We start from the raw sequence: 13,426 nt of genomic DNA, 5'->3' as shown, positions 1-13,426 counted from the left end.
CCCGTCGTCGCCCGAAGGGCGGTCCGGCGGCGTCTGGTGCGAGAGTGCGTGCCAGGCGTCGCAGGACAGACGGGAATTTGACGACAGGCCCTAGGACGCCAGTACCCGGCGCACCTTCTCCAGCTGCTTGTCCGCCACCTCCCTCGGCACCTCCACCAGCTCCGGCGCCCTGCCCCGGACCGGCGCGCCGAGGTTGATCGTCATGAACCGCACGATCGTCGCGCCCTGGCGCACCACGACGATGTGGACCGGCGTCTCCACGTTCACCTGCGTGGATGACGCGGACCAGCTCACCGACTCGTCGCCGCCGATCCGGTACGCCCGCGCCCGCACGCGCCCGTACGTGGAGCTCGTACCGCCCAGGTCGACCTTGAAGCCCGGGCAGGCGGCGACCGCCGCGCGCAGATCCCTGATCAGCCTCTCCGCGTCGGGGCGCGCGTACGTACTGAGCGAGGCCGCGACCGCGAGGCCGAGTTGGCGCTGGGAGCCCAGACCCCGGTTGACCGTCTCGCGCGCCTGCGGGTTCGGCTCGTCGCCCATGACGTCCGCGAGCGGCTGGCACCGCTCGCGGTCGGCGCGCGGGCGGGCCCGGCCCTGGGCCGTGGTGTCGGCGGAGACCTGGTAGCCGGGCACGTCGCCCTGTTCGAGGGCCGCCCGCTGGAGCGCGGTGCGCGCGGACGCCGGGGCCGAGGAGCCGTTCCGGGCGGGCGCGGCGGCCTTGCCGTCGGAGGCGCCGCCCGACGAGCCGCACGCGGTGGTGAGGAGCAGCGCCGACGCCGTCAGTACGGCGAGTCCAGTCGCCTTCACACGCATCCTGGAAACCCTACTCACCTGTTCAATCGCCTGCGTACGAGCCGCGATCCTGACACATGCGCGGCGGGGCGCACACCCGCAGCCGGATGTGCGCCCCGCCACAGCGCCTCACAGCACCGCCAGGCGGCACGTTTCGGCGACTAGCCGCCCAGGCCACCGAGCGGCAGGCTGCCGAGCGGCAGACCGCCGAGCAGGTCGCCGGGGTTGGGAGCCCCGGCCGGCAGGGCGGACGCACCCTTGCCCAGGGCGCGCTGACCGTGGGTCAGCGACCCCGCGGCACCCATCGGGAGCTTGTTGGTGACACCCTCGACGGGCAGCGTCTTGGTCAGGCCGGACAGGGCGGGGAGCTCGGGCACTCCGCCCATGGCGGGCGCGGCGGAGGCCGTACCGGCGGCAGCGGCGGCGAAGGCGACACCGACAGCGGCGGCACCGAGCGTCTTGACAGCAGACTGCTTCATCTTGGAATTCATCCTAGGGAAGGGGATCTGAGCGGCTCTGCAAGCTAGTCAGGCCGCAGCTCGCCCCGCAAACACGTGAAACCACGGAAAACGGCCGGGAATTACTCCTCCCGGCCGTTCCGACCGTTTACCCGATCAGCCCATGAGCGGGGTAGACCCGCTGGTCGCGGCGGTCTGCTTGAACAGCCATTCGGATTTCAGCTCGGCGTAGCCGGGCTTGATGACGTCACTGATCATGGCGAGGCGTTCGTCGAAAGGAATGAACGCCGATTTCATCGCATTGACGGTGAACCACTGCATGTCGTCGAGCGTGTAGCCGAACGCCTCGGTCAGCCGCTCGAATTCCTGGCTCATGCTGGTGCCGCTCATCAGCCGGTTGTCGGTGTTGACGGTGGCCCGGAAGTGGAGCCGGCGCAGCAGCCCGATCGGGTGTTCGGCGTAGGAAGCAGCGGCGCCGGTCTGGAGGTTGGACGTCGGGCACATCTCCAGCGGGATGCGCTTGTCCCGTACGTACGAGGCGAGCCGCCCCAGCTTCACCGAGCCGTCCTCGGCGACCTCGATGTCGTCGATGATCCGCACCCCGTGGCCGAGCCGGTCGGCGCCGCACCACTGGAGCGCCTGCCAGATCGACGGCAGCCCGAAGGCTTCGCCCGCGTGGATGGTGAAGTGGTTGTTCTCCCGCTTCAGATACTCGAAGGCGTCCAGGTGACGGGTGGGCGGGTAGCCCGCCTCGGCGCCCGCGATGTCGAAGCCGACCACGCCCGAGTCCCGGTAGGAGTTGGCGAGTTCGGCGATCTCCAGGGCGCGGGCGGCGTGCCGCATGGCGGTCAGGAGCGCGCCGACGCGGATGCGGTTGCCGTCGGCGCGGGCCCGGCGCTCGCCCTCCCGGAAGCCCTCGTTGACCGCCTCCACGACCTCCTGGAGGGTCAGCCCCTTCTCCAGGTGCTGCTCCGGCGCGTACCGCACCTCGGCGTAGACGACACCGTCCTGCGCCAGGTCCTCGGCGCACTCGGCGGCAACGCGGAAGAGCGCGTCGCGGGTCTGCATGACGGCGCAGGTGTGCGCGAAGGTCTCCAGATACCGCTCCAGGGAACCGGAGTCGGCGGCTTCCCGGAACCAGATGCCGAGCTTGTCGGCCTCGGTCTCGGGCAGGTGGGAGTACCCGGTCTGTTCGGCGATCTCGATGATGGTGCCAGGACGCAGACCGCCGTCGAGGTGGTCGTGGAGCAGCACCTTCGGGGCGCGGCGGATCTGGTCCGTGGTCGGTACGTCGGTGGTCTGGCTCGTCATCTGCGCATGCTAGCCCCTACGCGCGTAGATCACCGGGAGTCGCCGGGTTGCCGATACGTAACAGTGACCGCGCGGACGGGTGGAGTACACCTCGGCTTCTGAGACTGTTCTGCCATGGCACAGCATGCGACTTCCCTGCCTGCTGCCCGGCTCGGACGGGCCGTCGGTGCGACCGGCGCCGGCTCCTCGGTCGGCGGTGTGGTGCTGGTGCTGCCGGACGGCGACCCCGTCTCGGCGCGCCGCCCTTCCCCCGTTTCGTACGCCTCGGCACTGCCGCTGGCCCGGCGCCTGGCCCGGGCGGGGCGGGACGACGGGCTGGTGGCCCATCTCGTCCGCTACCGGGGCCGGGGCTGGAACGGCGACGACGCCCGGCTCGCGGCGGACGCCGCGTGGGCCGCCGAGGAGGTGGTGCGGAAGTACGGGGACGTGCCCGTCTGCCTGGCCGGGCACGGGATGGGTGGCCGGGCGGCGCTGCGCGCGGCGGGTCACGGGGCCGTCAACTGCGTGCTCTCGCTGGCCCCTTGGCTGCCCGAGGAGGACGTGGCGGCCGAGCCGGAGCCGGTGAAGCAGCTGGTGGGGCGGCGGGTGCTGATAGTGCACGGCTCCAATGACGCCCGCAGCGACCCGGAGCTGTCCTTCCGGCTCGCCACGCGCGCGAAGAAGGCCAACCGCGACACCTGCCGCTTCGAGGTCCACTCGGACGGACACGGGCTGCGCCAGCACCGGGCCGAAGTCCTGGCCCTGGCCGTCGACTTCGTGAAGGGCTCCCTCTTCACGCACCCCTACGCGCGCCCGGTCGCCGACGCCCTGGCCGCCCCGCCGCCGCTGGGGCTGCGGATGCCGCTCGCGGCGGGCTTCGGCAAGTCGCTCAACTCGTAGCGGATACAGCGGATACAGCGATACTGGTTCTCACTGGATACAGCGGTACGGGTTCTCACTGGATACAGCGGTACGGGTTCTCACTCCGGCAGCAACTGCCCGCGCCGCGACAGCAGGAACGCCTTGAAGGCGGCGACCGGCGGGGTGTCCGGGTGGCCGTCCAGCCAGGCCACGCCGATCTCGCGCGCCGCGCGCGGCGCCGTCACCGTCAGCTCGACGACGCCCGGGCGGGCGAACGCGGGCGGCGGCAGCAGAGCCACGCCCAGGCCCGCCGCCACCAGGCCGCGCAGGGTCTCCGCCTCCTCGCCCTCGAAGGCGACCCTCGGGGTGAACCCGGCCTGCGCGCACAGGTCGTCCGTGATGCGCCGCAGTCCGTAACCGGGCTCCAGGGTCACGAACGTCTCGTCGGCGGCCTCCGCCAGCCGGACCCGCTTGCGGGCCGCGAGGCGGTGGTCGTCGGGGACGACGAGCCGCAGCCGCTGCTCGTCCAGGCGCCGGGCCACGAGGTCGGGCGCGTCGGGCACCGGCGAGGTGAGGCAGAGGTCGAGGTCGCCCGCGCGCAGCCGCTCGATCATCGCCTCGCCGTAGTTCTGCACCAGGGTGAAGCGCACCCGGGGATGGGTGACCCGGAAGGCCCGGATGAGGCCGGGTACGGTCTCGGAGCCCATGGTGTGCAGGAAGCCGAAGGCGACCTTGCCCGCGGCCGGGTCGGCGTCGGCCCGCACCGACTCGGCGGCCCGCCCGACCTCGGCGAGGGCCCGCTCGGCCGAGCCGAGGAAGGTGCGCCCGGCCGGGGTGAGCGAGACCGTGCGGCCCTTGCGGGCGAACAGGGCGACCCCGAGGTCCTCTTCGAGCCGGACCATGGCCCGCGAGAGCGTCGACTGGGGCACCCCGAGCTCGTGCGCCGCGCGCGTGACGTGCTCGTGGCGGGCGACCGCGGCGAAGTACGCGAGGCGGGGCGCGAGCACCGTGACAATGTCTTCTTCGTTACCGTTCAATGACAGACACCCGCCTGAGCTGTGCTTATGCGTACGTGCATCGATTATGCGCGCTCCATACATTGGACGCATAAATCTCCCGGGCCTACGGTCGAATCATGCCTCCTGCCAGTACCGGGGCACCCACCACCGTGGGTGCCTCCACCGCGCCGTCCCCCGACCAGCTCTTCCCGGGTGCTCCCGGCTACCGCCGGATGAGCTTCGCGCTCTTCGCCGCCGGGGTCGCCACCTTCGCCCTCCTCTACTCCACCCAGGCCCTGCTCCCGCTGATCTCGGGCGACTTGGGGGTGTCGGCCTCCACGGCGAGCTGGACCGTGTCGGCGGCGACCGGCGCGCTGGCGCTGTGCGTGCTGCCGCTGAGCGCGCTGTCCGAGCGGTTCGGGCGGTCCCGGACGATGACGGTCTCGCTGGTGGTCGCGGTCGGCGTGGGGCTGCTCGTCCCGTTCGCGCCGAACGTGGGCTGGCTGGTGGCGCTGCGGGCGGTCCAGGGCGCGGCCCTGGCCGGGCTGCCCGCCTCCGCGATGGCGTACCTCGCCGAGGAGGTGCGGCCCAAGGCGCTGGTCGCGGCGATCGGCCTGTTCGTGGCGGGCAACTCCATCGGCGGCATGAGCGGCCGGATCCTGACCGGCTGGGTGGCTCAGGCGTGGGGCTGGCGCGCGGCGCTGGCGGCGGTCGGGCTGCTGGCCGCCGGGTGCGCGGTGGCCTTCCGGCTGCTGCTGCCCAGCTCCCGCAACTTCAAGGCCGCCTCCCTGGACCCGCGCGCCCTGGCGGCGACCGTGCGCGGCCACCTCGCGGACCCGCTGCTCGTACGGCTGTACGCGATCGGCGCGCTCTTCATGACGGTGTTCGGCGCCGTCTACACGGTGATCGGCTACCGGCTCACCGCCGAGCCGTTCAACCTCCCGCAGGGCGTCGTCGGCTCGATCTTCCTGGTCTACCTGGTCGGTACGGTCTCGTCCGCCGCGGCCGGGAAGCTGGTCGCCCGGCTCGGCCGCCGGGGCGCGCTGTACCTGGCCGTCTCGACCACGACCGCCGGTCTGGTGCTGAGCCTGCTCGACACGCCGGCGGCGGTCCTGGCGGGGCTGGTGCTGATCACCGCGGGGTTCTTCGCGGGCCACGCGGTCGCCTCCTCCTCGGTGAGCCGCACCGCGAAGACGGGCCGCGCCCAGGCCTCCGCGCTCTACCAGTCCGCGTACTACCTGGGCAGCAGCGCGGGCGGGACGCTCGGCGCGATCGCCTTCCACGCGGGCGGCTGGCCCGCCACGGTGCTGCTCGGCCTGCTCGCCGTCCTCGGCGTCGTCTCGGTGACGCTGTACGGCAGCCACGCCGCCCGCACCGAGCGGCGCCGCGCCGCGACGCGCCTCACCTCACACCACGCGACCTGCTGAAACGCCCGCCTGAGGCGCGATTGTCAGTGGGCTCCTGTAGCTTCCGAAGAGCTGGAGCACACGGGCGATCTGGGGTGGACGCGATGAGTGACCTGTCGATGGAGACGGACCTGGACTCGCGCCTGGAGAAGCACCGGGTCGAGCTGACGGGGTACTGCTACCGGATGCTCGGCTCGGCCTTCGAGGCGGAGGACGCGGTGCAGGACACGCTGGTCCGGGCCTGGCGGAGCTACGAGAAGTTCGAGGGCCGCTCGTCCCTGCGGTCCTGGCTCTACCGGATCGCCACCAACGTCTGCCTGGACATGCTGACCGCGAGCGGCAAGCGGGCCCGCCCGATGGACCTCACGGCCCCGCAGACCGCGTCCTCGGCCGTGCTGCGCTCGCGGCCGGAGGTGACCTGGCTGGAGCCGGTGCCGGACGCGCGCGTGCTGCCGACGGCGGTGGACGACCCGGCCGAGACGGCGGTCGCGCGCGAGAGCGTGCGGCTCGCCTTCGTCGCGGCCCTCCAGCACCTGCCGCCCAAGCAGCGGGCGGTGCTCATCCTGCGCGAGGTGCTCGCGTGGAAGGCGAGCGAGGTGGCCGAGCTGCTCGGGACGACGGTGGCGTCGGTCAACAGCGCGCTCCAGCGGGCGCGTTCGACGCTGGCGGAGTCGGAGCCGCGCGCCTCGGACGCGGCGGACGCGCTCGACGAGGAGCAGCAGAAGCTCCTGGCCCGCTATGTGGCGGCGTTCGAGGGGTACGACATGTCGGCCCTGACGTCCCTGCTGCACGAGGACGCGACGCTGTCGATGCCGCCGTACGACCTGTGGCTGCGCGGCCCCGAGGACATCGTGGCGTGGCACGTGGGGCCCGGAGCCGACTGCCGGGGTTCGCGCCTGGTGCCGACGGTGGCCAACGGGACGCCCGCGTTCGGGCAGTACCGCCCGAGTGGTCCCGGGGGCCGCCACGAGCCGTGGGCGCTCCAGGTGGTGGAGATCGCCGACGGCAAGATAGTCGGGCTCAACGCCTTCCTGGACACGGCGCGTTGGTTCCCGATGTTCGGCTTGCCCCAAGCCCTCGGCGAGGACTGACGTCTTTCACCTGCGGCCCGGTGGTGGGCTGGTCGCGCAGTTCCCCGCGCCCCTTAGGTGCCGCTGCGCGGCAATCCCCTGGGCGGCCCGAAGGGCGCACTTCAGGGGCGCGGGGAACCGCGCGAGCAACCACAGACGGCCCGCAGGCGAAAACGGGGTTAGGGGCGCGGGGAACTGCGCGAGCAACCACAGTCGGCCCGCAGACAAAGACCGGGCCCTAGAGGAGCCCCGCAAGGTGCAGCAGCGCCACCAACCCCGGCCCCGCGTTCCGTATCTCGATGCGCCCGCCCGCCCGCCGGGCGGTGAGGCGCAGACGGGCCACCGCCTCCACCGCCGCCAGATCGGCCCGTACGAGCCCGCCCACGTCGCAGACCACCTCCCGCGCCCCGGCCGCGTACAGCGCCCGCAGCCGCTCGCAGAGCGGGGGTACGTCGGCGAGGGTGACGGGGGCGGGGACGACCAGGTGGGCCGGTTCGGTGGGGGTCACACGGAACAGACCCGCCCCGGCCGGGAAAGTCATCGGCCGGGTGCGGGTCTGCGGGGAGGTGCCGGGGAGCGTCAGGCGATCCGGTCGAGGACGATCGGGTTCGGGGTGAACGACGTGCCCGCCGGGGCGATGTCGTACGAGGCACCCAGCGTCTGGAGGGCGTACTCGAACTTCTCCGGCGTGTCCGTGTGCAGGGTGAGCAGCGGCTGACCCGCCGTCACCGTGTCGCCCGGCTTGGCGTGCAGCTCGATGCCCGCGCCCGCCTGCACCGGGTCCTCCTTGCGGGCCCGGCCGGCGCCGAGGCGCCAGGCGGCGACGCCGATGTCGTACGCGTCGAGGCGGGTCAGCACGCCGGAGCTCGGCGCGGTCACCACGTGCTGCTCGCGGGCGACCGGCAGGGTCGCGTCCGGGTCGCCGCCCTGGGCCGCGATCATCCGGCGCCAGACGTCCATGGCCGAGCCGTCGGCGAGCGCCTTCTCGGGGTCGGCGTCCTTGATCCCGGCTGCGTCCAGCATCTCGCGGGCGAGCGCCAGGGTGAGGTCGACGACGTCCTGGGGGCCGCCGCCCGCGAGGACCTCGACGGACTCGCGCACTTCGAGGGCGTTGCCGGCGGTGAGGCCGAGCGGAGTGGACATGTCGGTGAGCAGGGCCACCGTCTTCACGCCGCTGTCCGTGCCCAGCGCCACCATGGTGGAGGCGAGCTCGCGGGCGTCCTCGATGGTCTTCATGAAGGCGCCGGTGCCGACCTTGACGTCGAGGACCAGCGAGCCGGTGCCCTCGGCGATCTTCTTCGACATGATCGAGGACGCGATCAGCGGGATCGCCTCGACCGTGCCGGTGACGTCGCGCAGGGCGTAGAGCTTCTTGTCCGCGGGAGCCAGGCCGTCACCGGCCGCGCAGATGACCGCGCCGGTGGTGTCCAGGACGTTCAGCATCTCCTCGTTGGAGAGCAGCGCGCGCCAGCCGGGGATGGACTCCAGCTTGTCGAGGGTGCCGCCGGTGTGGCCGAGGCCCCGGCCGGACAGCTGCGGCACGGCCGCGCCGCAGGCGGCGACCAGCGGGGCGAGCGGCAGCGTGATCTTGTCGCCGACGCCACCGGTGGAGTGCTTGTCGGCGGTGGGGCGCGAGAGCGCGTCGAAGTTCATGCGCTCGCCGGACGCGATCATCGCGGCGGTCCAGCGGGCGATCTCCGTACGGTTCATGCCGTTGAGCAGGATCGCCATGGCGAGCGCCGACATCTGCTCGTCGGCGACGACACCCCGGGTGTAGGCGTCGATGACCCAGTCGATCTGCTCCGGGCTCAGCTCGCCCCGGTCTCGCTTGGTGCGGATGACGGAGATGACGTCCATGGCATTCCTTCCGGCAAGTGCGGTACGTCCGTACGTATACGCGACTCTACGCGCATAGAGAGGGCTGACGGGTGCGGCCCCTCCCTCGCTGATCAGCAACGGAGGGGCCGCGGTGGTTACTTGAGCGGGGGGTGCTTCAGATGGTCCGGCCCGAAGGCCTGCGGCAGCATCGCGGAGAGCGGCAGGATCCCGTCCGGGGTCTCCAGGAGCAGCTCCGGGCCGCCGTGCTCGTACAGCAGCTGGCGGCAGCGTCCGCACGGCACCAGGGCCTCGCCGCGACCGTCGACGCACACGAAGTGCGTCAGCCGGCCGCCACCGCCCAGGCGCAGCGCCGAGACGAGCCCGCACTCGGCGCAGAGCGAGAGGCCGTACGAGGCGTTCTCGACGTTGCAGCCGGTGACGGTGCGGCCGTCGTCGACGAGGGCGGCCGCGCCGACCGGGTACTCCGAGTACGGGGCGTACGCCCGGGACATGGCGTCCCGGGCCGCCTCGCGCAGGGCCTCCCAGTCGACGGCGGGGGCACCGGGGGCGTCCGGCGTCACTTGCCCTGGCCCTTGCGGTAGCGCATGCCGTCGGCCTTGGGCATCCGCAGGCGCTGCGCGGAGAGCGACAGCACGAGCAGGGTGACCACGTACGGCGTGGCGCCGACGAAGTCGCTGGGGACGTCGTCGGTGGCCAGGTACCAGACCAGGATCGCGGCGGCCATGACCGCGCTGATCGCGGCCTGGAGCACGGCCTTCTTGTACGCCTTCCAGGCGGCCAGGGCGACCAGCAGCACCACGAGCAGGAGCAGCAGGGCGTGCACGGTGGTGCCGCCGTTGCGCAGCTGGAGCGCGTCGGAGAAGCCGAACAGGCCGGCGCCCATGGCGAGTCCGCCCGGCCGCCAGTTGCCGAAGATCATCGCGGCGAGACCGATGTAGCCGCGGCCGCCGGTCTGGCCCTCCAGGTAGATGTGCGAGGTGACGAGCGCCAGGAAGGCGCCGCCGAGACCGGCGAGGCCGCCGGAGACGGCGACCGCCGCGTACTTGTACGTGTACACGTTGACGCCGAGCGACTCGGCGGCGATCGGGTTCTCGCCGCAGGAGCGCAGCCGCAGGCCGAACGCGCTCTTCCACAGCACCCACCAGGTGCCCACGAAGAGCGCCACGGCGATGACGGTGACCCAGGAGACGTGGGTGATCAGACCACCGAGGATGCCGGCGAGGTCGGAGACCAGGAACCAGTGGTGCTTCTGGATCGACTCCAGACCGGAGGACAGGCCCGGGACGGTGAAGTCGGGCAGCGGGTCGGCGGGCGGCGACTGCTTGGGGTTGCCGCCCTTCGCCGCGGCGTCGCCCTCGTTGAAGAAGAGCTTGGCCATGTACTGCGTGGTGCCGACCGCGAGCAGGTTGACGGCCACACCGGAGACGATGTGGTCGACGCCGAAGGTGACGGTGGCCACCGCGTGGACGAGGCCGCCCAGGACGCCGAAGCCGACGCCCGCGATCAGGCCGAGCCAGGGGCTGGACTGCCAGCCGACCCAGCCCGCGCCGAACGTACCGAGGATCATCATGCCTTCGAGGCCGATGTTGACCACGCCGGCCCGCTCGGACCACAGGCCCGCCAGGCCCGCGAGGCCGATCGGCACGGCGAGGCCGAGCGCGGCGCTGATCTGGCCCTCGGAGGTCAGCTGGTTGGCGCCGGTGATGATGCGCACGGCGGAGACCAGGATCAGCGCGCCCGCGACGATCAGCAGGATCTGCGCCCAGGAGAACTTGCGCTTGGCGTTGCCCTTGAGCCCGGCGGGGGGCGGCGGGGTCTTGGCGGTGGTGGTCGTGACGCTCATGCCGTCACCTCCTGCTTCTTGGCGGCCTGGGCTGCCAGCTCGGCGCCGACGCGCTGCTGCTGGCGCTTGAGGCCGTAGCGGCGGACGACTTCGTACGCGATCACGACGCACAGGACGATGACGCCCTGGATCACGCCGAGGATCTCCTTGTCGTAGCCGATCACTTCGAAGTGGCCGGTGGTGCGCTCCAGGTAGCCCCAGACCAGGGCGGCGAGCGCGACGCCCACCGGGTGGTTGCGGCCGAGCAGCGCCACGGCGATGCCGGTGAAGCCGAGGCCGAGCGGGAAGCTGTTGTCGAACTGGTGGCTGTCGTTGAGCAGCGTCGGCAGACCGACGAGACCGGCCACCGCACCCGAGATGATCATGCTGGTGACGATCATCTTCTTGACGTTGGCACCGCTCGCCGCGGCCGCGGACTCGGACTGGCCGACGGCCCGCAGGTCGAAGCCGAACCGGGTGCGGCCGAGGACGAACCAGTAGGCCACGCCGACGACGACCGCGAGGACGACGAAGCCCCAGATCTGGCCGGCGTCACCGTTGTCGATGGTGAAGAACCAGGAGCTCTTGGGCAGCGGCTTGGTGGAGACCAGCGTGCCCGCCTGGTCAAGCTGGCCGAGCCGCTCGGGCTGGAGCAGATAGGCGATGATCGCGGTCGCGATGGCGTTCAGCATGATGGTCGAGATGACCTCACTGACGCCCCGGGTGACCTTGAGGACGCCCGCGATGGCCGCCCACAGGGCACCCACCGCCATGGCCGCGACGATCATCAGCGGGATGGCGACGACGCCGGGCAGGGAGACCGCGCCGCCCAGGACCGCGGCGAGGAAGGCCGCGATGCGGTACTGGCCGTCCACACCGATGTTGAAGAGGTTCATCCGGAAGCCGATGGCCACCGCGATGCCCGCGAGGTAGTACGTCGTCGCCTTGTTGAGGATGTAGACCTGGCTGTCGCTGGCCGAGCCGTACGACAGCATGTCGTTGAAGGCGGGCATCGGGTTCTTGCCGGTGGCCAGGATGACCAGGGCGGTCACGACGAGCGCCGCGACCACCGCGAGCACGGGGGCCGCGATCGCGAGGAGCAGCTTCTCCTTGTCGATGCGCTGGGTGAACTTTTTCATCGGTCCTCTCCCCCGGTGCTGTCCTGGTGCTCCAGATGGCCGGCGGCGGCGCCGGTCATGGCCGAGCCCAGCTCCTCAGGGGTGATCGTGGCGGGGTCGGCGTCGGCGACCAGGCGGCCGCGGTACATCACCCGCAGGGTGTCGGACAGGCCGATCAGCTCGTCCAGGTCGGCGGAGATCAGCAGCACCGCGAGGCCCTCGTGGCGGGCGGTGCGGATCTGGTCCCAGATCTGCGCCTGCGCGCCCACGTCCACGCCCCGGGTGGGATGCGCGGCGATGAGGAGCTTGGGGTTGTGGCTCATCTCGCGGCCGACGATCAGCTTCTGCTGGTTGCCGCCGGAGAGCGAGGCCGCGGTGACCTCGATGCCGGGGGTGCGCACGTCGTACTCGCGCACGATGCGCTCGGTGTCCAGCCGCGCGGCCTTGTTGTCGAGCAGCCCGCCCTTGGAGTTGGGGCGCTCGGTGACGTGGCCGAGGACGCGGTTCTCCCAGAGCGGGGCCTCAAGCAGCAGCCCGTGGCGGTGGCGGTCCTCGGGGATGTACCCGATGCCGTCCTCGCGGCGCTTGCGCGTGGGCGCGTGCGAGATGTCGGTGTCGTCGAGGGTGATGACACCGCCGTCCGGGTCGCGCATGCCCATGATGGCCTCGACGAGCTCGGCCTGGCCGTTGCCCTCGACGCCGGCGATGCCCAGGACCTCGCCCTTGTGGATGGTGAAGGAGACCGCGGAGAGCACCTCGCGGACCACGCCGTCGGGGTCGGTGGCGGCCAGTGCCAGGTCGGCGACCTTGAGCATCGGCACGTCGGTGACCGTCGACTCGCGGGTCTCCGGCGAGGGCAGCTCGCTGCCCACCATCAGCTCGGCGAGCTGCTTGGTGGTGGTGTTCTTGGGGTCGGCGGTGCCGACCGTGGTGCCGCGCCGGATGACGGTGATGTCGTCGGCGACCTTCAGCACCTCGCCCAGCTTGTGCGAGATGAAGATGACGGTCAGGCCCTCCGCCTTGAGCTCGCGCAGGTTGTCGAAGAGCGACTCGACCTCCTGCGGGACCAGGACGGCCGTCGGCTCGTCGAGGATGAGGGTGCGGGCGCCGCGGTAGAGGACCTTGAGGATCTCCACGCGCTGGCGGTCGGCGACGCCCAGGTCCTCGACGACAGCGTCGGGACGGACGTTCAGACCGTACGCGTCCGAGATCTCCCGGATCTTCTTGCGGGCCTTGGCCCCGATGCCGTACAGCTTCTCGCCGCCGAGAACCACGTTCTCCAGGACGGTGAGGTTGTCGGCGAGCATGAAGTGCTGGTGCACCATGCCGATTCCGCGCGCGATGGCGTCGGCGGGGCTGTGGAAGACCACCTGCTCGCCGTCGACGGTGATGGTTCCCTCGTCCGGCTTCTGCATGCCGTAGAGGATCTTCATCAGGGTGGACTTGCCGGCGCCGTTCTCACCGCAGAGGGCATGGACGGTGCCCTTCTTGACGGTGATGTCGATGTCCTTGTTGGCCACGACGCCGGGGAAGCGTTTGGTGATGCCGCGCAGTTCGACGGCGGGAGGGCTGGACGCGTTGATGGCGCACTCTCCTCATGAGCAGGAGCGGGGGGCGGGGGGCTTCCGGAGAAGCTAGCGCGCCAACTCCGGCCTACGCGCGTAGAGTTGACACTTCGTTATGCCCGGCGGGCAGAGCGAGGACGCTCTGCCCGCCGGGCAGGTGCGCCCGGCCGGAGCCGGGCGCGGTGACTGCGGGGCGGTCGTGCCGAC

At 71.7% G+C, this 13,426-nt stretch carries 13 protein-coding genes; 3 read left to right on the top strand and 10 right to left on the bottom strand.

Features of this window, described 5'->3' with window-relative positions; translation table 11 throughout:
* Positions 1-90: 90 nt before the first annotated feature.
* The 3 genes from AB0G17_RS21445 to AB0G17_RS21435 all read right to left on the bottom strand — a co-directional run bounded on the left by AB0G17_RS21445 (position 91) and on the right by AB0G17_RS21435 (position 2,561).
* Positions 91-813: a hypothetical protein gene (locus AB0G17_RS21445; protein ID WP_361384909.1), complete on the bottom strand. Its 723-nt coding sequence runs from the start codon at positions 811-813 to the stop codon at positions 91-93.
* A 140-nt stretch (positions 814-953) separates the two neighbouring features.
* On the bottom strand, positions 954-1,271 hold the full coding sequence (locus tag AB0G17_RS21440; protein WP_361384906.1) for an ATP-binding protein: 318 nt from the start codon (positions 1,269-1,271) through the stop codon (positions 954-956).
* Positions 1,272-1,406: 135 nt separating this feature from the next.
* Positions 1,407-2,561: an adenosine deaminase gene (locus AB0G17_RS21435; RefSeq protein WP_361384903.1), complete on the bottom strand. Its 1,155-nt coding sequence runs from the start codon at positions 2,559-2,561 to the stop codon at positions 1,407-1,409.
* Between the two features lie 114 nt (positions 2,562-2,675).
* Between AB0G17_RS21435 and AB0G17_RS21430 the strand changes: the two genes are divergently transcribed.
* On the top strand, positions 2,676-3,440 hold the full coding sequence (locus tag AB0G17_RS21430; RefSeq protein ID WP_361384900.1) for an alpha/beta hydrolase: 765 nt from the start codon (positions 2,676-2,678) through the stop codon (positions 3,438-3,440).
* An 80-nt stretch (positions 3,441-3,520) separates the two neighbouring features.
* Here the strand turns inward: AB0G17_RS21430 and AB0G17_RS21425 are convergent, their stop codons facing one another.
* Positions 3,521-4,501: a LysR family transcriptional regulator gene (locus tag AB0G17_RS21425; protein WP_361384897.1), complete on the bottom strand. Its 981-nt coding sequence runs from the start codon at positions 4,499-4,501 to the stop codon at positions 3,521-3,523.
* A gap of 35 nt (positions 4,502-4,536) precedes the next feature.
* On the opposite strand from AB0G17_RS21425, the gene AB0G17_RS21420 reads away from it, so the two are divergent.
* The gene (locus AB0G17_RS21420) at positions 4,537-5,826 is read left to right on the top strand and encodes an MFS transporter (protein ID WP_361384894.1); all 1,290 of its coding nucleotides are present in this window, start codon (positions 4,537-4,539) and stop codon (positions 5,824-5,826) included.
* An 83-nt stretch (positions 5,827-5,909) separates the two neighbouring features.
* Positions 5,910-6,896, top strand: a complete 987-nt coding sequence (locus AB0G17_RS21415) for a sigma-70 family RNA polymerase sigma factor (protein ID WP_361384892.1) — start codon at positions 5,910-5,912, stop codon at positions 6,894-6,896.
* Positions 6,897-7,113: 217 nt separating this feature from the next.
* Here the strand turns inward: AB0G17_RS21415 and AB0G17_RS21410 are convergent, their stop codons facing one another.
* The 6 genes from AB0G17_RS21410 to AB0G17_RS21385 form a co-directional block, all read right to left on the bottom strand.
* Complete coding sequence (locus tag AB0G17_RS21410; RefSeq protein ID WP_361384890.1) at positions 7,114-7,383, bottom strand: STAS domain-containing protein; 270 nt, start codon at positions 7,381-7,383, stop codon at positions 7,114-7,116.
* A gap of 71 nt (positions 7,384-7,454) precedes the next feature.
* On the bottom strand, positions 7,455-8,732 hold the full coding sequence (locus tag AB0G17_RS21405; RefSeq protein ID WP_361384887.1) for a thymidine phosphorylase: 1,278 nt from the start codon (positions 8,730-8,732) through the stop codon (positions 7,455-7,457).
* 116 nt (positions 8,733-8,848) lie between these two features.
* The gene (locus AB0G17_RS21400; RefSeq protein WP_361384884.1) at positions 8,849-9,274 is read right to left on the bottom strand and encodes a cytidine deaminase; all 426 of its coding nucleotides are present in this window, start codon (positions 9,272-9,274) and stop codon (positions 8,849-8,851) included.
* Positions 9,271-10,557, bottom strand: coding sequence for an ABC transporter permease (locus AB0G17_RS21395; protein WP_361384881.1), 1,287 nt, complete (start codon positions 10,555-10,557; stop codon positions 9,271-9,273). The genes AB0G17_RS21400 and AB0G17_RS21395 overlap by 4 nt, the downstream gene beginning before the upstream one ends.
* A complete protein-coding gene (locus AB0G17_RS21390) occupies positions 10,554-11,675 on the bottom strand; it encodes an ABC transporter permease (RefSeq protein WP_361384878.1) in 1,122 nt (373 codons plus the stop codon). Before AB0G17_RS21390 ends, AB0G17_RS21395 begins: the two co-directional genes overlap by 4 nt.
* Positions 11,672-13,207: an ABC transporter ATP-binding protein gene (locus AB0G17_RS21385; protein WP_361385144.1), complete on the bottom strand. Its 1,536-nt coding sequence runs from the start codon at positions 13,205-13,207 to the stop codon at positions 11,672-11,674. Before AB0G17_RS21385 ends, AB0G17_RS21390 begins: the two co-directional genes overlap by 4 nt.
* Positions 13,208-13,426 lie beyond the last annotated feature (219 nt).

It is taken from the genome of Streptomyces sp. NPDC023838 (assembly GCF_040639555.1).
Lineage (GTDB): Bacteria > Actinomycetota > Actinomycetes > Streptomycetales > Streptomycetaceae > Streptomyces.
Note: the sequence above shows the minus strand (reverse complement) of the source record. Positions and strands in the feature narration are given on the sequence as shown.

Coding starts and splice junctions, on each gene's coding strand:
- AB0G17_RS21445 (WP_361384909.1), bottom strand. CDS start 813: ATGCGTGTGAAGGCGACTGGACTCGCCGTACTGACGGCGTCGGCGCTG.
- AB0G17_RS21440 (WP_361384906.1), bottom strand. CDS start 1,271: ATGAAGCAGTCTGCTGTCAAGACGCTCGGTGCCGCCGCTGTCGGTGTC.
- AB0G17_RS21435 (WP_361384903.1), bottom strand. CDS start 2,561: ATGACGAGCCAGACCACCGACGTACCGACCACGGACCAGATCCGCCGC.
- AB0G17_RS21430 (WP_361384900.1), top strand. CDS start 2,676: ATGGCACAGCATGCGACTTCCCTGCCTGCTGCCCGGCTCGGACGGGCC.
- AB0G17_RS21425 (WP_361384897.1), bottom strand. CDS start 4,501: ATGTATGGAGCGCGCATAATCGATGCACGTACGCATAAGCACAGCTCA.
- AB0G17_RS21420 (WP_361384894.1), top strand. CDS start 4,537: ATGCCTCCTGCCAGTACCGGGGCACCCACCACCGTGGGTGCCTCCACC.
- AB0G17_RS21415 (WP_361384892.1), top strand. CDS start 5,910: ATGAGTGACCTGTCGATGGAGACGGACCTGGACTCGCGCCTGGAGAAG.
- AB0G17_RS21405 (WP_361384887.1), bottom strand. CDS start 8,732: ATGGACGTCATCTCCGTCATCCGCACCAAGCGAGACCGGGGCGAGCTG.
- AB0G17_RS21395 (WP_361384881.1), bottom strand. CDS start 10,557: ATGAGCGTCACGACCACCACCGCCAAGACCCCGCCGCCCCCCGCCGGG.
- AB0G17_RS21390 (WP_361384878.1), bottom strand. CDS start 11,675: ATGAAAAAGTTCACCCAGCGCATCGACAAGGAGAAGCTGCTCCTCGCG.